At 65.9% G+C, this 17313-nt stretch carries 15 protein-coding genes; 7 read left to right on the top strand and 8 right to left on the bottom strand.

The features are described from left to right. Window positions 1–10 precede the first annotated feature (10 nt). From F1C58_RS02810 to F1C58_RS02785, 6 genes are all read right to left on the bottom strand, one after another. On the bottom strand, window positions 11–421 hold the full coding sequence (locus tag F1C58_RS02810; protein ID WP_185202511.1) for a cytidine deaminase: 411 nt from the start codon (window positions 419–421) through the stop codon (window positions 11–13). After that, entirely contained in the window at window positions 421–1716 is a 1296-nt protein-coding gene (locus tag F1C58_RS02805; protein ID WP_185202510.1) for an ABC transporter permease, read from the bottom strand. The genes F1C58_RS02810 and F1C58_RS02805 overlap by 1 nt, the downstream gene beginning before the upstream one ends. Beyond that, window positions 1713–2999: an ABC transporter permease gene (locus F1C58_RS02800; RefSeq protein ID WP_185202509.1), complete on the bottom strand. Its 1287-nt coding sequence runs from the start codon at window positions 2997–2999 to the stop codon at window positions 1713–1715. The genes F1C58_RS02805 and F1C58_RS02800 overlap by 4 nt, the downstream gene beginning before the upstream one ends. Further along, window positions 2996–4516, bottom strand: a complete 1521-nt coding sequence (locus F1C58_RS02795) for an ABC transporter ATP-binding protein (RefSeq protein WP_185202508.1) — start codon at window positions 4514–4516, stop codon at window positions 2996–2998. The genes F1C58_RS02800 and F1C58_RS02795 overlap by 4 nt, the downstream gene beginning before the upstream one ends. A gap of 135 nt (window positions 4517–4651) precedes the next feature. Further along, complete coding sequence (locus F1C58_RS02790; protein WP_185202507.1) at window positions 4652–5758, bottom strand: BMP family protein; 1107 nt, start codon at window positions 5756–5758, stop codon at window positions 4652–4654. Between the two features lie 175 nt (window positions 5759–5933). Next, the gene (locus F1C58_RS02785; RefSeq protein WP_185202506.1) at window positions 5934–7055 is read right to left on the bottom strand and encodes a mannose-1-phosphate guanylyltransferase; all 1122 of its coding nucleotides are present in this window, start codon (window positions 7053–7055) and stop codon (window positions 5934–5936) included. A 326-nt stretch (window positions 7056–7381) separates the two neighbouring features. Here F1C58_RS02785 and sdhC point away from each other — a divergent pair, with 326 nt between their 5' ends. The 4 genes from sdhC to F1C58_RS02765 are packed head-to-tail and all read left to right on the top strand — an operon-like array spanning window position 7382 to window position 10776. Then, window positions 7382–7717, top strand: coding sequence for a succinate dehydrogenase, cytochrome b556 subunit (sdhC, locus tag F1C58_RS02780; protein WP_370543697.1), 336 nt, complete (start codon window positions 7382–7384; stop codon window positions 7715–7717). A gap of 2 nt (window positions 7718–7719) precedes the next feature. After that, window positions 7720–8166 (top strand): succinate dehydrogenase hydrophobic membrane anchor subunit, encoded by a 447-nt coding sequence (locus tag F1C58_RS02775; RefSeq protein ID WP_185202504.1) that lies wholly within the window; start codon window positions 7720–7722, stop codon window positions 8164–8166. A gap of 13 nt (window positions 8167–8179) precedes the next feature. Further along, the gene (sdhA, locus tag F1C58_RS02770; RefSeq protein ID WP_185202503.1) at window positions 8180–10000 is read left to right on the top strand and encodes a succinate dehydrogenase flavoprotein subunit; all 1821 of its coding nucleotides are present in this window, start codon (window positions 8180–8182) and stop codon (window positions 9998–10000) included. A gap of 20 nt (window positions 10001–10020) precedes the next feature. Further along, complete coding sequence (locus tag F1C58_RS02765) at window positions 10021–10776, top strand: succinate dehydrogenase iron-sulfur subunit (RefSeq protein ID WP_185202502.1); 756 nt, start codon at window positions 10021–10023, stop codon at window positions 10774–10776. Window positions 10777–10971: 195 nt separating this feature from the next. Here F1C58_RS02765 and F1C58_RS02760 read toward each other — a convergent pair whose 3' ends face one another. Beyond that, a complete protein-coding gene (locus tag F1C58_RS02760; RefSeq protein ID WP_185202501.1) occupies window positions 10972–12573 on the bottom strand; it encodes a sigma-70 family RNA polymerase sigma factor in 1602 nt (533 codons plus the stop codon). Window positions 12574–12710: 137 nt separating this feature from the next. Beyond that, window positions 12711–14351, bottom strand: a complete 1641-nt coding sequence (gene ptsP / locus F1C58_RS02755) for a phosphoenolpyruvate--protein phosphotransferase (RefSeq protein WP_185202500.1) — start codon at window positions 14349–14351, stop codon at window positions 12711–12713. An 82-nt stretch (window positions 14352–14433) separates the two neighbouring features. On the opposite strand from ptsP, the gene F1C58_RS02750 reads away from it, so the two are divergent. From F1C58_RS02750 to trpS, 3 genes are read left to right on the top strand one after another with little or no spacing between them, the layout of a single operon-like run. Continuing rightward, window positions 14434–15399: a YihY/virulence factor BrkB family protein gene (locus F1C58_RS02750; protein WP_185202499.1), complete on the top strand. Its 966-nt coding sequence runs from the start codon at window positions 14434–14436 to the stop codon at window positions 15397–15399. Between the two features lie 28 nt (window positions 15400–15427). Then, the gene (locus F1C58_RS02745) at window positions 15428–16276 is read left to right on the top strand and encodes an exodeoxyribonuclease III (protein ID WP_185202498.1); all 849 of its coding nucleotides are present in this window, start codon (window positions 15428–15430) and stop codon (window positions 16274–16276) included. A 28-nt stretch (window positions 16277–16304) separates the two neighbouring features. After that, entirely contained in the window at window positions 16305–17312 is a 1008-nt protein-coding gene (gene trpS, locus F1C58_RS02740) for a tryptophan--tRNA ligase (protein ID WP_185202497.1), read from the top strand. The last annotated feature ends 1 nt before the right edge of the window (window position 17313 follow it).

Genomic DNA, 17313 nt, shown 5'->3' with positions numbered 1-17313 from the left:
AAGAGAGAATTCAGTCCGCGTCGCGGTATTCGGCGAGCTGTCGCGGCCCGAAGGCATCCGGGATCACTTCATCGATCGTCTTGACGCCGGAGACGGTCTCGAGAAGCATGCCAGGTGCGGAATGTTCGTAGAGCAGCTGCCGGCACCGGCCGCAGGGCATGAGGATGTTGCCGTGGCCGTCGACGCAGGTGAAGGCCACGAGGCGCCCGCCCCCGGTCATGTGCAACGAGGAGACCAGGGCGCACTCGGCACAGAGGGTGAGGCCGTAGGACGCGTTCTCCACATTGGCGCCGGAGATGATCCTTCCGTCATCGACGATCGCGGCGACACCCACCGGGAACTTCGAATAGGGCACATAGGCGTGCGTGTTCGCCTCGTTGGCGACGAGCCGCAGGGCCTCCCAGTCGATCTCCGACATCATCAGCCCTTCACGTACGCTTTGCCCGATGCGGCGGGGGGTCGCACGGATCCGACGAGCCCGGCGACGGCGAAGATGGTGATCACGTACGGCAACATCAGCATGAATTCGCTGGGCACCGGGGAGCCGATGGCCGACAGCACGCTCTGGAGGTTGGTGGCGAACCCGAACAGCAGGGCGGCGAGGGTCGCGCGGATCGGATCCCAGCGCCCGAAGATCACCGCGGCGAGGGCGATGAACCCGGCGCCGGCCGTCATCTCCTTGCTGAAGCTGCCCACGGATCCGAGGGTGAAGTACGCTCCGCCGAACCCCGCGATGGCGCCGGCGAGGGAGACGTTCCAGAAGCGGGTGCGGTTGACGTTGATGCCTACCGTGTCCGCGGCCTGCGGGTTCTCTCCCGAGGACCGCAGCCGGAGACCCCACTTGGTGTGGAAGAGGGCGTACCAGACGGCGAAGACCGCGACGTACATGATGTAGATGATGATCGTCTGCCGAAACAGCGTCGGTCCGATGATCGGGATCTCGCTGAGCAGCGGGATGTTGATTCGCTGGAACCGCTCCGGGGAGTTGAGGGTGGTCTGGTTGGGGCTCAACAGGGTCGTGTACAAGAAGCTCGTGAGCCCGGTGACGAGCACATTGAGAACCACGCCGACGATCACCTGGTCGACGAAGTACTTGATCGAGAAAGCCGCGAGCACGAACGACACCAACATGCCGGCGACCATAGCCGCGAGCAACCCGAGGAGGGGAAGGCGGGTCGCGGAGGCGACGAGCGCCGAAACGAAGGCTCCGGCGAGAAGCTGGCCTTCGATGGCCACATTGACCACACCGACCCGCTCCGAGATCACTCCTCCGAGCGCCCCGAAGATCAGCGGAACGCTGAGTCCGACGGCGCCGACGAGCAGTCCGGCCACGGGAATGGAGCGCAGACCCGCGGATGCCCAGACCAGGAAGGTGAACAGGAACAGCATCGCGAACACGGCGGTGACCCAGAGCGGAACGCGTCGCGCGTGCTGCGCGAGCCAGGCCGCCCAACCGGCGATGAGCAGCAACAGCACCGACGTGACGATCGAGGCGGGGCGGGCGTCGACGGGGATGGGGGGAATCTGGAAGAAGTCGGAGTCGGTGGACAGCCGGAAGGTGCTGATTCCCGAGCGGCCGAAGATGCCGAAGAGCACGAGCGAGAGCAGGGCGAAGAAGCCGAGGGCGATGGGTGCCTTCCAGCTTTTCACCACTGCCGACTCGAGCGCGATGGGGGCGCTGCTCGAGACGCCCTGATTGCCTGTCACGGTGGTCATTTGGTCACCACAGCCTTCTTGCCGGAGATCTTCGAGTTTCGGGTTCTCGGGATGCCGGAGGGTTTCGGGAGTCGGAATACCGCCCGCACCAGCGGAGGAGCCGCGATGAAGAGCACGATGAGCGACTGGACGACCGACACGATCTCGATGGGGATGCCCTGGGAGGCCTGCATGGTGAATCCCCCCGCCTTGAACGCGCCGAACAGGATGCCTGCCACGAACACGCCCCACGGCTGTGACCGACCAAGGAGGGCGACGGTGATGGCATCGAACCCGATACCCGCGTCGATGCCCGATCCGAATCCCGAGGTGATGGATCCCTGCACCTGGTTCGCCCCGGCGAGCCCGATGAGCCCACCGGAGATGAGCATCGCGTAGACGTACATGTTCTTCACGTCGATGCCCGCGACGCGCGCGGCGTGGGGATTCTCGCCGATCGCCCGGAACTTGAAGCCGAGGCTCGACCGGTTGAGCAGGTACCAGACGAAGACGGTCACGACGATCACGAGAATGAACCCGATGGTGAGGTTGTAGTTCGGCCCCAGGAGGTCGGGGAAGATCGCGGAGGGTTTCATCGCCGGGGATTTCGGATTGCTCGACCCCTTGGCCTGCAGAAGGCCGGGGGTGCGGAGCATGTAGGCGAGGAGGTAATACGCCACGTAGTTGAGCATGATCGTCACGATCACCTCGTTCGCCCCGGTTCGCGCTTTGAGCAGTCCGACGATGCCGCCCCAGATCGCGCCGCCCGCGATCCCCGCGAGCAGCGCGACGATGAGGTGGAGTGGGAATGGCAGGTCGAAGGAGAAGCCGACCCAGCCGGCGGCGGCGGCGGCGATGAGCATCTGCCCACGCCCACCGATGTTGAACAGCCCCACCCGGAAGGCCAGCGCCACCCCGAGACCGGCCGCGATGAGCGGCGTCGCGAAGGAGAGGGTCTCGGTGAACGGCTTGATGCCGCTGGCGAAGTCTGGCCGGCCGAAGTTGTAGATCGACCCCTGGAACAGGGCGATGTACGCTCCGGACACGGCGGTCCAGATGGCCTGGAGCGTGTCGGTGGGGCGGGAGAAGAAGTAGCCGGAGGCCGTCTTGACCGCCGGGTCCGTCAGCGCGATGAGAACGCCGCCAGCCACGAGTGCCAGCACGACGGCCAGCACGGAGATGAGGGCGTTGCCCGTGGTGATCTCCCGCAACACCCCGCTGAACCGGGAGGGCTGGTTGTCGACAGGTCCGACCGTCGTCTGGGGCTGTGGAGATGCCGGAGAGGGCGATTGCGAGTCGGTCACGCCGCCACCTCCGCCGTGTCGGGCAGTTCGCCCGCCATCATGAGCCCGAGCACTTCACGAGGGGTGTTGCCCGGCACGATCCCGACGATCCCTCCCCGGTACATCACGGCGATGCGGTCTGCGAGCGCGACGACCTCATCGAGCTCGGTGGACACGACGATCACGGCGGTGCCGGCGTCGCGCGTCGCGACGATGCGCGTATGCACGAACTCGATCGAGCCGACATCCAGTCCCCTGGTCGGCTGCGCGGCCACGAAGAGCCGGAGGTCGCGGCTCAGCTCGCGGGCGAGCACGACCTTCTGTTGGTTGCCCCCGGAGAGTTTGCCGGCGTGGGTGCCGATGCCCTGAGCGCGGATGTCGAACTCCACGATCTTCTGCTCGGCGAACTCCGCGAGGCCGCCGAGCTGGAGGGTCCCCGCCTTCACGAACGGAGCCCCGTCGGATCGGTCGAGCATGAGATTCTCGGCGATGGTGAACTCCGCGATGAGTCCGTCTTCCCCGCGGTCCTCCGGCACGAAGCCGACTCCGGAGTCGAGCACCTTCCTGGTCGATCCGCGACGCAGATCGGTGCCGTCGAGCATGATGGATCCGGTGACCCGGGGCTGAAGCCCCATGATCGCCTCGGTGAGCTCGGTCTGCCCGTTGCCCTGCACGCCGGCGATCGCGAGGATCTCCCCGGACTTCACCTCGAAGCTCACGTCGTTCACGACGAGCTGCCCGCGGTGATCGATGACCGAGAGGTGACTGATCACGAGCGCCGCGTCGCCGGGCTTCTCCGGGCCCTTGTTCACAGTGAGTTCGACCGGTCGACCCACCATCAGCGAGGCGAGTTCGGTGTTGGTCGCGGTCGGGGATGCTTCGCCGACGACCTTGCCGAGCCGGATGACGGTGATCCGGTCGGCGACCTCGCGCACCTCGCGCAGCTTGTGGGTGATGAAGACGATGGAGGTGCCTGCCGCCTTGAGCTGCTTCATGATCACCATCAGCTCATCCGTCTCCTGAGGGGTGAGCACCGCGGTCGGTTCGTCGAAGACGAGCACCTTCGCGTCGCGGGAGAGTGCCTTGATGATCTCCACCCGCTGCTGGACCCCGACGGGAAGGTCGTCGACGAGGGCGTCGGGATCGACGTCGAATCCGAAGCGGCTCGAGATCTGGCGCACCTGTTCGCGTGCCGCCGCGAGGTCGAGGCGGCCACCGAAGGAGGTCTGCTCGTGGCCGAGCATCACGTTCTCCGCGACGGAGAAGACGGGGATGAGCATGAAGTGCTGGTGCACCATTCCGATACCGGCCGCCATCGCGTCACCGGGGCCGGCGAAGTGCTGCACGGCGTCGTCGAGCAGGATCTCGCCCTCCTCGGCCTGATAGAGGCCGTAGAGCACGTTCATGAGCGTGGACTTGCCGGCGCCGTTCTCCCCGAGGAGGCAGTGGATCTCGCCGGGTTCGACGACGAGATCGATGTGATCGTTGGCCACAAGGGCACCAAATCTCTTGGTGATCCCACGGAGTTCGAGCTTCATGCGTCCCAATCTATCCGGCAACGTTGCAGGAGTTGTAGCCGCAAGTCAATCAGGTCTGCGAGCGGCAGAGTGGATGGTTAAGCAGAGCGGGGAGACCAGCATCGCTGGCCTCCCCGCCCGTCGTTTCGTGTGTTATCAGCTACCGGAGAGGTAGGACTTCACCGTCAGCTTGCCGCTGATGATGTCGGCCTTGAGCTTGTCCAGCTCGCCCTGCAGTCCGGAATCGACCTTCGACTCGAAGTCGTGGAACGGGGCGATGCCCACTCCGTCGTTCTTCAGGTTGCCGACGTAGGCCACGTTGTCGAACGAGCCCTTTGCCTGCTTGGCGCTCGCCTTGACGACGGCCTGCGTGGCCGGATCGATGCCCTTGAGCACCGAGGTGAGGTAGAGCTTGTCGTACTGCGGGAACGTGTTGTAGACGTCGGCGTCGGCTCCGAGGAGCGCGATGTCCTTCTTCGAGTCGGTGATCGCCGCTCCCGCGCTCTGGAAGATCGGGCCACCGACGGGGAAGATGACGTCAGCACCCTGGTCGATCAGGTTCTGGGCCGTGCTCTTCGCGGTGTCGTTCGCGTCGAAACCACCGGTGAACGAACCCTTCTGGCTCGTGACATCCCAGCCGACGACCTTGACGTCCTTGCTCTTGTCCTTGTTGAACTGCGCGACGCCATCGGCGAAGCCGTCCATGAAGATCGTGACGGTCGGGAACTGCATGCCACCGAAGGTGCCGACGATGCCCGACTTGCTGTAGCTCGCCGAGGCGTATCCCGCGAGGAACGCGGCCTGGGCCGTGTCGAAGAGGATCGGCTTGATGTTCGGCTCGTCGACCTTGCCGTCGAAGTTGGCGTCGGCAGCGTCATCGATGATGGCGAACTGGATGTCGGGGTTGGCCTTGGCCGCAGCGAGAGTCGCGGCGGAGAGGTTGAAGCCGACGGTGATGATCAGGTTGCAGTTCGCGGCGACCATGCTGTCGATGTTCGGTGCGTAGTCGGTGTCGGCGTTGGACTCCGCCTTCTTGTACGAAGCACCGAGAGACTTGGCCGCAGACTGCAGGCCCTCGAGGCCGAGCTGGTTGAAGGACTTGTCGTCGAACCCACCAGCATCAGAGACCATGCACGGAAGGAATTTCGTCGTTGCTGCGGTGGTGGTGTCGGCTTTGGGCGCTGCTGCGCAACCCGCGAGCAGGGAAACGGCGCCGACCAGAGCAAGACCGCTGAGCGCGGCCTTACGGGTGGTGATTCTCAAGATGTCCTCCAAGAAGGTGCAGCCACGGCATCGGTTGCCGTGGCCATAGTGGTGTCAGGTTACCGAATGTTACGACAGCGGATCAGCCATCCGTGACCTCTGGGACCCAATGGTTACCAAGATGCGATGGTCAGGAAATGTTGCAGAAATAATCACGCGGATTTCGCCCATGAAGTCAGAGGACGTCGCTGCGACCAGACAGTTTGAGGGCATCCACCACGGACTTCACCCGCTGCGCGTTCGCGCTGGTGGTGACGAGGAGTGCGTCCGGGGTGTCGACGACAACGATGTCGGTCACGCCGATGAGGGAGATCAGGCGACCGGTCTGGCTGATCACCACACCGCTGGAGGCATCGGCGAGCACCCGCGCGTTCTCGCCGAGGATCGCCAGATCGGACTTGCGCCCTCCGGAGTGAAGCTTGGCGATCGCCGCGAAGTCGCCGACATCGTCCCAGTCGAAGTCTCCGGGGATGACGACGAGGCGGCCAGCCGCCGCCGCGGGCTCCGCGACGGTGTAGTCGATGGCGATCTTCTTCAGTTCCGGCCAGACCTTGTCGACCACGGCTCCGCGGCGGGGGGTGTCCCACGCTTCGGCGAGCTCCTCGAGACCCGCGAGCAGCTGCGGCTCCGTCTCCCCGAGCTGTGTGAGAAGCACGTCGGCACGAGAGATGAACATGCCCCCGTTCCAGAGGTAGTTGCCGTCGGCGAGGTAGGACTGGGCCGTGGAGAGGTCGGGCTTTTCGACGAAGCTGTCGACGCTCACGGCTCGGGGGGCATCCGCAATATCGAGCGGCTCCCCACAGTGGATATACCCGAAGCCGATGGCGGCATCCGTCGGGGTGATGCCGATCGTCGCGATATATCCGGCCTCCGCCGCCGCGACCGCTTCGACGACCGCCCGGCGGAAACCGCGCTGGTCGGAGATGACATGGTCCGCGGCGAAGGATCCGATGATGACATCCGGCTCCCGGCGCACCAGGATCGCCGCGGCCAGTCCGATCGCGGCGGAGGAATCCTTCGGCTCGCTTTCGAGCACCACATTCGGGTCGGTCAGATCGGGCAGCTGCGCCTCGACGGCCGCGCGATGCGCCCGGCCGGTCACGACCATGATGCGATCCGGACCGGAGATGGGCGCGAGGCGATCCCAGGTGGCGCGCAACAAGGTGCTTCCGGAGCCGGTGAGGTCGTGGAGGAACTTCGGGGCATCGGCACGGGACAGCGGCCAGAGCCGGGAGCCGATGCCGCCGGCGGGAATCACGCTGTAGAAACGGGCGAGCGGTTCCGGAGGTGTGACCATGTCGCCCACACTATCCGTCGGGACCGCGACCCTCACCGGGGCAGCATGGTCCACCGCGCCGCACAAGCTGGGAAATGTCTCGATACCGAGACGTTCTGGAGGCCTCTTGGCAGAGTGCTCCCCATCGCCGGGAATAGAATCGACTCAGTTCATCTGTGAACTTTCACAGCTTCTGTTATGGAGCTCACCGACGCCAAGGAGGGTTGTTCGTGCCAGAGAAGTCGGCGGGGGCCCTGGCTGCACCTACGCCAGATAAGAAATTTCCGACACCCAGGATCTCAGCTCCGCGGGTGCCACGAGGCACGCTGTATCGGGGTCGGGAAGGGATGTGGTCGTGGGTACTCCACCGCATCACCGGGGTCGCGATCTTCTTCTTCCTGCTCGTGCACATCCTCGACACCTCGCTCGTGCGGCTCAGCCCGGAGGCCTACAACGCGGTGATCGACCAGTACAAGACGCCCATCATGGGCCTCGGTGAAGCGGGCTTGGTCGCCGCCATCGGTTTCCACGCCCTCAACGGCCTGCGCATCATCCTCATCGACTTCTGGAGCGTCGGCACCAAGCACCAGCGCCTCATGTTCTGGATCGTCATCGGAATCTGGGTCGTCCTGATGGCGGGCTTCCTCCCCCGTCAGCTCATGCACATCTTCGGAGGGGCGTGATCATGACCACCACCATTGAAACGCCGCGTTCACCACGAGCACAGCACAACTCCCAGGTCAACCTCGAGAAGTGGGGCTGGATCTACATGCGCGCGAGCGGCGTCGTTCTCGTCGTGCTGATCTTCGGACACCTCTTCGTCAACCTCGTCGCCGGAGAGGGAGTCAAAGCCATCGACTTCGGCTTCGTCGGCGGCAAGCTGTCGCAGCCCTTCTGGCAGATCTGGGACACCCTGCTGCTCTGGCTCGCTCTCATCCATGGCGCGAACGGCATGCGCACGATCGTGAACGACTACGCCTCCAACCCTCTTGTCCGCCGCATATTCAAGGGCGCACTCCTCGCGTCCGCCGTTCTACTGATCCTGCTGGGAACCCTCGTGATCTACACCTTCAATCCCTGTCCTGCGGGCTCGCCAGCCGAGCTCCTCCCGTCCTTCTGCCCGGCCAAGTAGGGCCGGACACATAATGGGAACAGACGCACAGGGGACTTCGTCGGTCATCGACGGGGTGCACTACCACCAGTTCGACATCGTGATCGTGGGCGCCGGCGGCGCCGGGATGCGTGCGGCCATCGAGGCCGGACCGCACGCGAGCACCGCAGTCATCTCGAAGCTCTACCCCACGCGCTCCCACACGGGTGCGGCACAGGGCGGCATGGCGGCGGCTCTCGCCAACGTCGAGGAAGACAACTGGGAGTGGCACACCTACGACACCGTCAAGGGTGGCGACTACCTGGTCGACCAGGATGCGGCGGAGATCCTCGCGAAGGAAGCGATCGATGCCGTCCTCGACCTCGAGAACATGGGGCTGCCGTTCAACCGCACCCCCGACGGCAAGATCGACCAGCGCCGCTTCGGAGGCCACACCCGCGAGCACGGCAAGGCTCCCGTGCGTCGCGCCTGCTACGCCGCTGACCGCACCGGTCACATGATCCTCCAGACGCTGTTCCAGAACTGCGTCAAACTCGGCATCAACTTCTTCAACGAGTACTACGTGCTCGATCTGGTCATGACCGAGGTGACGGATGCCTTCGGTGTGACCAAGGAGCAGCCGTCCGGAGTCGTCGCCTACGAGCTCGCCACCGGGGAGCTGCACGTGTTCCAGGCCAAGGCGATCATCTTCGCCACGGGTGGATTCGGCAAGATCTACAAGACCACCTCGAACGCCCACACCCTCACCGGCGACGGCGTCGGCATCATCTGGCGCAAGGGACTTCCGCTCGAGGACATGGAGTTCTACCAGTTCCACCCGACCGGCCTCGCCGGACTCGGCATCCTGCTCTCCGAAGCGGCCCGCGGCGAGGGCGCGATCCTGCGCAACTCCACCGGTGAGCGGTTCATGGAGCGGTACACGCCGACCCTGAAGGACCTCGCGCCGCGCGACATCGTGGCACGCTCGATGGCGACGGAGATCCGTGAGGGACGCGGAGCCGGCCCCAACAAGGACTACCTCTACCTCGACATCACCCACCTCGAGCCGGCGGTCATCGACGAGAAGCTCCCGGATATCACGGAGTTCGCTCGCACGTACCTCGGTGTCGAGCCCTACACCGAGCCCGTTCCCGTGCTCCCCACCGCGCATTACGCGATGGGCGGCATCCCCACGAACGTCAAGGCCGAGGTGCTGCGCAGCAACACCGAGGTCGTGCCGGGCCTCTACGCGGCCGGAGAGTGCGCCTGCGTGAGTGTGCACGGGTCCAACCGTCTCGGCACAAACTCGCTGCTCGACATCAACGTGTTCGGCAAGCGCAGTGGCCAGAATGCGGTCGAGTACGTGAAGACCGCAGAGTTCGTACCGCTTCCGGATGATCCGGCAGCCGGGGTGCGCAAGATCCTCGACATGGTGCGCAGCGGAAACGGGTCGGAGAACATCGCAGCGATCCGCAAGGAACTGCAGGACTCCATGGATCGCAACGCGCAGATCTTCCGCACCGACGAGTCGCTGGCCGAGGTCACGGAACTCATCGAACGGCTGCGCGCCCGCTACAAGAACATCGCGCTCCGCGACAAGGGCAAGCGGTTCAACACCGACCTGCTCGAAGCCGTCGAGCTCGGCTTCCTGCTCGACCTCGCCGAGGTCGTCGTCTACTCCGCACGCTCACGCAAGGAGAGCCGGGGCGGTCACATGCGCGAGGACTATCCCGACCGCGACGACGAGAACTTCCTCGTGCACACGATGGCCTACCTGGTGGGCGACCCGGAGTCCGCGGATGCCGGCGAGCACATCAAGCTCGGCTGGAAGCCCGTCGTGATCACCAACTACCCGCCGATGGAGAGAAAATACTAATGAAAGAGGCGAACTGATCCATGAGTAACGCAGTCCTGGAGAATCGTCCCTCCGTTCCGGAAGAGATTCCGACCTTCACGGCGACCCTCATCATCCGTCGCTTCGACCCGGAGGTGGACCTCGAGCCACGCTGGGAAGACTTCGACGTGGTCATGGGCGGCACCGACCGAGTGCTCGACGCCCTGCACAAGATCAAGTGGGAGCAGGATGCTTCGCTGACGTTCCGCCGCTCGTGCGCCCATGGTGTCTGCGGCTCCGACGCGATGCGCATCAACGGTCGCAACCGGCTGGCCTGCAAGACCCTGCTGAAAGACCTCGACCTCTCGAAGCCGATCTACATCGAGGCGATCAAGGGACTTCCGCTCGAGAAGGACCTGATCGTGAACATGGATCCGTTCTTCGAGAGCTTCAAGGAAGTGCAGCCCTTCCTCATCGCCTCCTCGAAGCCCGAGAAGGAACGCCTTCAGAGCCCCGCCGAGCGGGCCCGCTTCGACGACACGACCAAGTGCATCCTCTGCGCGGCCTGCACTTCGAGCTGCCCGGTCTTCTGGACGGATGGCCAGTACTTCGGACCGGCGGCGATCGTGAACGCCCACCGCTTCATCTTCGACTCACGCGACGAGGGATCGCAGGTGCGCCTCGACATCCTCAACGACAAGGAGGGCGTGTGGCGCTGCCGCACGACCTTCAACTGCACCGAGGCCTGCCCGCGCGGCATTCAGGTGACCCAGGCCATCGCCGAGGTCAAAGCCGCCGTTCTGCGCGGAAAGCCGTAACGCGAAGCACCAAACGAAATCGCCGACTGCCCACCCGAAGGGCAGCCGGCGATTTTCATTTTCGGGTGGTATTGCTCACCTACCCCCGTAGGCCCTCCCTGTTCCTCTGTTTTCGGGAGGGAGAGGGGAATGACTTCCCCTCCTATCCGGAGAGAGCGCGCGCACCGCCGGTTATGACGCAGAATGCCGAACGAATCAGAGACCGAGGATGTCGATGCCCACGCCGAGGCTGTTCGACAGCACCCTCAACGGCATGTCGAGGTCGATGCCGAGCAGGCCGAGGACGCTCTGCTTCAGCTGGAGACCCACCGTCGCCGCGGGAAGCGCGGTCAGGTGGATCGCCCAGGTCCCCGCGGGGGTGACCTTCGTGGTCGCATAGACGATCCCGGCCGCCTGAAGAGAGACGGTCGCGCCGGGAACCCCGGTGCCCGACAGATCGAGTGCGCTGGCGACCCCGACGACTCCGGCGGGAGCCGAGTGCGCCGGCTCCTCCCCCGGTGCGAGAGCGACGCCGGGGATCAGCGAGTTGACGGGATTCGTCAGGTCGGTGACGAGCCCGTCGACCGTCATCCCCACCTGTGAGACGGTGCCGTCGAGGGTTGTTCCGATCGGCCTCAAGAGTGGGGGGAGACCGTCGCTGAAACCGTCGGCCAAGCCCCGAGCATCCGCGGCGGTGGTGGAGATCGCGGGCCAGTGGGCCACTGTCCACGATGATGCTGTCGACGAGGATGCCGTCGACGAGGGTGCCGTCGAGGTGTCGGCGGGCTGCGAGATCGAGGTCGATACCGGCGCGGGGGTTACCGGGGACGCGTTGCTCGCCGCGAGCCCTCCCGACACCACCATCGCCACCGCGAGAGTGCCGATCAGGGGCGCGGCGATCGCGCTGGCCGTGAGCCCCGCGGCCACCGTCGGCGCGGCCACCGCCCCAGAGCCGACGACGAATGCCGGGGGGAGGGCCGGAGTGAGAGTCGCCGCGACGGCGGTAGCGGGGGTGCTGAGGGAGGCGAGCAGACCGCCGCCGGCGATACCGCCGAGCAGGAGCGGGAGCAGCACGAGCGCCAGGTGCGAGCCCACCTCCTCCACCTCCTCGCTGATGATCGAACAGCGAGCACAGGTCTCGAGGTGGTCGCTGACCCTGGTGCGTTCGCGGGCCGTCAGTCCGTTTCGCGCGAAGTCGCCGAGCCGCGCGATCGCCCACTGGCACTCGCCGGAGGCCGTGGCGTCGGAGACGTGCGCCTGCAACCAGGCCTTGCGCAGCCCTTCGCGAGCCCGATACGAGAGGGCCGCGACCCCGTTCGCGGTGAGTCCGAGGATCGGGGCGACCTCGTGCGGATCCATCCCTTCCACCTCGGTGTACCAGAGCACCGATCGCCACCGCTCGGGCAGCGCTCGGAAGGCGCGCACCGTGAGCGTGCGGTCGAGGGCGATGGCGGCGGGATCTTCGACGGCCCGCGGATCCTCGAAATCTCCGATGTCGTCGACGTTGACATCATGACGATCGCCGCCCCACCGGCTCGCGAGGTTGCGGATGGTCGTATAGAGGTAGGGGCGGAAGGCGCCATCGGGTCCACCACCGGCCAGCACCCGCTGGTAGATGCGCGCGTAGGCCTCGGACACCAGATCGTCGGCATCGATGGAGGAGGTGAACTGGCGAGCAACGCGCAGTCCGGAGCGGGCGTGCCGCTGCCACAGCTGGGCGAAAGCGCTGCGGTCTCCCGCTCGCGCGAGCGCGACGAGCGATTCATCCGAGGCCGTCGTGCCCGGGACTCCTCGACCTTCGGCTTCCTCGTGCTCCATGGTGCGATCCCCCGCTCGCGGTGCTGCCTTTCGGACCCGACCGGGCATCCGATGGTGTCATCGACGCGCAGTGAGGGCCATTCCAGTATGACCTCCGGGGCCTCCAGCGGCGAATGATCCCGGCGCTCTTACAGCGATCAGGCGGATGCCGCGGCCCGTGCGCCAGCCGCGGTCCGAGCGCCCAGAGCCGCCGCAGCCTTCTGGCGAGCCTGCTCGATCGTGACAGTCGCCAGCTCCGCTCGTACGTCGGCGAGGGCCGCCGGAGTCATGCTCAGTGTCGTCGCGCCGAGGCCGACGAGCACCACCGCCAGCTGCGGATCGGCCGCAGCCTCTCCGCAGATCCCCACCGACTTGCCGCTCGCGGCACCGGCATCGCCGATGAGTTTCACGAGACGCAACACCGCGGGGTGCCACGGGTCCTGGAAATGTGCCACCGACCCGAGCATCCGGTCGGCCGCCAGCGTGTACTGGGTGAGGTCGTTGGTACCGATGCTCACGAAATCCGCGCTCTCGAGAACCTGGTCGGCGAGCACCGCGAGCGACGGGACCTCTGCCATGACGCCGACGATCTTCAGACCGAGCTCCCTGCCGATGGAGACGAAGTACTCCGTCTCCTCGGAATCCGACACCATCGGTGCCATCACCCACAGCTCCGCCTCCGTCTCTGCCGCCGCGAGCGCGAGAGCCGTCAGCTGGTCGCGCAGGATCGGCTCGCTCGCGCGGAGCGCGCGCAGGCCACGGAGCCCGAGGGCCGGGTTCTCCTCGTGGGCATCGTTCAGGAAGCTGAGCGGCTTGTCCGCCCCGGCATCGAGCGCCCGCACCACGACCTTCTTGCCGGGGAAGTGCGAGAGGAGTTCCGTGTACTGCACCCGCTGCTCCTCCGCCGTCGGGGCGGACTTCGAGTCGAGGAAAAGGAATTCGGTGCGGAACAGGCCGACGCCCTCGGCACCGAGGGCGACGGCGGCGGCGGCGTCCCGGGGTGATCCGAGGTTGGCGAGAAGCGGCACCTTCGTGCCGTCGGCGAGCGCGCCGTCGGTGATCGGGGCGGAGGCGGCCGCGGCCCGATCCGCGATGCGCTGCCGCGCCATGGCGACCTCGTCGTCTGTGGGCGAGACGCGCACGCTGCCGGAGGCGGCATCCGCGATGACCACTGTTCCGTCCGTGAGGTCGAGCGCACCGGTCACCCCGACGATCGCGGGGATCGACTTGGACCGGGCGAGGATCGCCGTGTGGCTGGTGGGTCCACCGTCGCGGGTGATGAGACCGAGCACCTTGTCGAGGTCGAGGAGTGCGGTGTCGGCTGGGGCGAGGTCGGGCGCGACGAGGATGAAGGGGCTGTCGGAGCTGGGCACGCCCGGTGCGGGGACCCCGCGGAGGTGGGCGATGATGCGCTGGGAGACGTCCCCGAGGTCGGTGACCCGCTCGGCCATGAGACCTCCCATGCCGGTGAGCATGTCCTGGAATGCCCCAAAGGCCTCGAACACCGCCCGCTCGCCGGACTTGCCGGAATCGATGCGCGCGGTCACGTCGTCGACGAGGGTCGGATCCTGGGCCATGAGTGAGGCCGCTTCCAGCACGTCTCTCGCTGCACCGCCCGCCTTCTCGCCGCGCGCCAGGAGCTCGGCCGCGACGGTGGACAACGCCGAGTTCACCGTGGCGAGCTCGTCCGCCGCATCCGTCGAGCGCGGCCCATCGGCCGGTTCGGGGAGGGGATCCGGCATCCTCAGGATCGGGCCAACTGCGACTCCGCGCCCCACGCCGATACCCTGCAGATCCATGCGTTCCTCTTCCTCGAGCCCTGCCGTTTCAACAAAACTCTACCGGCGCTCTGGTTAGGCTTGAGCGGTCGAAAGGGAATGGATGCTCAGCTCGCTGCAAGCGGTCATCGCTCGGGTCATGAAGCTCAGGCCGGTGCGGGTGTTCCAGCGCTATTCCGAGAAGAATGGGCCGATCCTCGCCGGGGGCCTCAGCCTCACCGCGCTCTACAGTGTCTTCGCCGGGCTGTACGTGGGATTCGCCGTCCTCGGGCTGTCGATCGAGTCCAACCCCGATCTGAAAGACGCGGTTGTCAACACCCTGTCGACCTCCGTCCCTGGCCTCATCGACACGGGCAGCGGAGGCGGTGCGATCGACCTCGAGGCCCTCTTCAAGTCCCGCGTGCTCGGCTGGAGCAGCATCATCGCCGCGGCAGCCCTGCTGGTGACCGCGCTCAGTTGGTTCGCCTCCGCTCGTTCCGCGGTACGCGCGATGTTCGACCTGGCCCCGGACACCACCTTCTTCCTGCTCCTCAAGCTGCGGGATCTCGCCCTCGTCGTCGCCTTCGCCGCCGTCACGATCCTGTCAGCGGCGCTCTCCGTCTTCTCCACGAGTGCGCTCAATTGGCTCTTCGGCCTTCTCGGCATCGACAACCGGTCCACCTTCGCCATCACCGTCGCCAGGATCATCGGTCTGCTCGTCGTCCTCGCGCTCGATACGCTCACCCTCGCCGTGCTCTTCCGCGTGCTCCTCGCGGTACGCATACCGTGGCAACGGCTCCTCACCGGCGCGCTTCTCGGCGGACTCGCCCTCGGAATCCTCAAGGTGCTCGGCGCGACGATCGTAGGCGGCGCAGGCAAGAATCCGCTCCTGGCCTCCTTCGCGGTGATCCTCGGGCTGCTCGTCTGGTTCGGGCTGATCTGCCAGGTGATCCTGCTCTCGGCCACCTGGATCTCCGTCGACATGGCCGACCATGGTCAGACCGCGTCGACCACCCCGCGGCAGAAGGGCATCGTGCCTCCCGGTCGCCACCCGCGCCCGCGCGTGCGTCCGATCGCCCGGCTCAAGTGACGTCACCGGTGTTCGTTAGGCTCGCATCATGAGCACCCCCCTGCGTATCGCCAGCGTCAACGTCAACGGGGTGCGGGCGGCATTCCGCAAGGGCATGGGTGACTGGCTGCAGGCCAGGGATGTCGATATTCTCGCCCTTCAGGAGGTGCGGGCCGCCACCTCCGATCTCGAAGAGCTGCTCGGCCCGGAGTGGAACATCCTGCACGACGCGGCGACCGCCAAGGGGCGCGCCGGCGTAGCCCTGGCCAGTCGCGGAAGCGCAGAGATCCACCGCGTCGACCTCGGTGATGAGAAGTTCGACAGCGCCGGTCGGTGGCTCGAGGCCGACTACCGTGTCGGTGACTCGATCGTCACCGTGGTGAGCACCTATGTGCACTCCGGCAACGTCGAGGACCCCAAGAAGATGATCGAGAAGTACAAGTTCCTCGACGCGATGACGAAGCGTCTGCCCGAGCTCTCCGCGCACACTCCGCTCGCCGTCATCGTCGGTGACCTCAACGTGGCGCATCGCGAACTCGACCTCAAGAACTGGCGCGGAAATCGCAAGAGCGCCGGGTTCCTGGTGAAGGAGCGTGCCTACTTCGACAAGTTCTTCGGGCCGGCAGGCAAGAACGTCGCGTGTGTGGACGGAAAGACCCGGCGCGGACTCGGTTGGGTGGATGTCGGGCGCACCTGGGCCGGCGAGGTGGACGGACCGTACACCTGGTGGTCCCAGCGGGGGCAGGCCTTCGACACCGACACCGGCTGGCGCCTCGACTACCAGGTCGCGTCGCCCGAGCTCGCGGCATCCGTCACCGATTATGTGGTGGATCGCGCCTCCGCCTGGGACACCCGCTGGTCGGACCACTCTCCGGTTGTCGTCGACTACGCCCTCTAGCCGCACGCCCGTCTGAAAGACTGTCTCCATGAGTTCCAAACCACGCCTGTTCTCCGGCATGCAGCCCTCGGCAGAGTCCCTCCATATCGGCAATTACATCGGAGCACTGCTGCAGTGGAAGGAGCTGCAGATCACTCACGACGCGATCTTCTGCATCGTGGATCTGCACGCGATCACGGTGGCGCAGGATCCGCTCCTGCTGCGCGAGAACACCCGGCGTACCGCCGCTCAATACATCGCCGCGGGGATAGACCCCGAGGTCTCCACCCTCTTCGTGCAGTCGCACGTGGCCGCCCATCCACAGCTCGCCTGGGTTCTCAACACCATCACCGGGTTCGGTGAGGCGAGCCGAATGACCCAGTTCAAGGACAAGGCGGCGAAGCAGGGGGCGGATGCCGCCTCGGTCGGCCTGTTCGCCTACCCCACTCTCATGGCCGCCGACATCCTGCTCTACAACGCGGTGGCGGTGCCGGTGGGTGACGACCAGAAACAGCACGTTGAGCTCACCCGCGACCTCGCGAACCGTTTCAACACGCGCTTCGGCACGACCTTCGCCATGCCGGAGCCGATGATCCTGAAAGAGACCGCCCGCATCTACGACCTGCAGAACCCGGGCTCGAAGATGAGCAAATCCGCAGAGAGCGCGTCGGGCGTGGTGTGGCTGCTCGATGAGCCCTCCGTCACGGCGAAGAAGATCAAATCCGCTTTGACGGATGCCGGCCGTGAGGTTCGCTACGACGTCGCCGAGAAGCCCGGCGTCTCCAACCTGCTCACCATCTTCTCGGTGATGAGCGACCGGTCGATCGCCTCTCTGGAGGTCGACTACGAGGGCCGGGGCTACGGTGATTTCAAGAAGGATCTCGCCGATGTCGTCGTCGAGACCTTCGCGCCGATTCGAGCTCGCACCCTCGAACTCCTCGACGATCCCGCCGAGCTGGATCGGGTGCTCGCCGGCAATGCCGATCGAGCGGCCGCCATCGCCGATGTCACGCTCGCGACGGTCTATGACCGCATCGGCCTGTTGCCGAAGAGATGAC

It is taken from the genome of Glaciihabitans sp. INWT7 (assembly GCF_014217685.1).
Lineage (GTDB): Bacteria > Actinomycetota > Actinomycetes > Actinomycetales > Microbacteriaceae > Lacisediminihabitans.
This window is presented reverse-complemented; position numbering and strand designations above follow the sequence as displayed.

What these genes read in the sequence shown, in the direction of transcription:
- F1C58_RS02810 (WP_185202511.1), bottom strand. Translation starts at nt 421, where the DNA reads ATGATGTCGGAGATCGACTGGGAGGCCCTGCGGCTCGTCGCCAACGAG.
- F1C58_RS02805 (WP_185202510.1), bottom strand. Translation starts at nt 1,716, where the DNA reads ATGACCACCGTGACAGGCAATCAGGGCGTCTCGAGCAGCGCCCCCATC.
- F1C58_RS02795 (WP_185202508.1), bottom strand. Translation starts at nt 4,516, where the DNA reads ATGAAGCTCGAACTCCGTGGGATCACCAAGAGATTTGGTGCCCTTGTG.
- F1C58_RS02785 (WP_185202506.1), bottom strand. Translation starts at nt 7,055, where the DNA reads ATGGTCACACCTCCGGAACCGCTCGCCCGTTTCTACAGCGTGATTCCC.
- sdhC (WP_370543697.1), top strand. Translation starts at nt 7,382, where the DNA reads ATGTGGTCGTGGGTACTCCACCGCATCACCGGGGTCGCGATCTTCTTC.
- F1C58_RS02775 (WP_185202504.1), top strand. Translation starts at nt 7,720, where the DNA reads ATGACCACCACCATTGAAACGCCGCGTTCACCACGAGCACAGCACAAC.
- sdhA (WP_185202503.1), top strand. Translation starts at nt 8,180, where the DNA reads ATGGGAACAGACGCACAGGGGACTTCGTCGGTCATCGACGGGGTGCAC.
- F1C58_RS02765 (WP_185202502.1), top strand. Translation starts at nt 10,021, where the DNA reads ATGAGTAACGCAGTCCTGGAGAATCGTCCCTCCGTTCCGGAAGAGATT.
- F1C58_RS02760 (WP_185202501.1), bottom strand. Translation starts at nt 12,573, where the DNA reads ATGGAGCACGAGGAAGCCGAAGGTCGAGGAGTCCCGGGCACGACGGCC.
- ptsP (WP_185202500.1), bottom strand. Translation starts at nt 14,351, where the DNA reads ATGGATCTGCAGGGTATCGGCGTGGGGCGCGGAGTCGCAGTTGGCCCG.
- F1C58_RS02750 (WP_185202499.1), top strand. Translation starts at nt 14,434, where the DNA reads ATGCTCAGCTCGCTGCAAGCGGTCATCGCTCGGGTCATGAAGCTCAGG.
- F1C58_RS02745 (WP_185202498.1), top strand. Translation starts at nt 15,428, where the DNA reads ATGAGCACCCCCCTGCGTATCGCCAGCGTCAACGTCAACGGGGTGCGG.
- trpS (WP_185202497.1), top strand. Translation starts at nt 16,305, where the DNA reads ATGAGTTCCAAACCACGCCTGTTCTCCGGCATGCAGCCCTCGGCAGAG.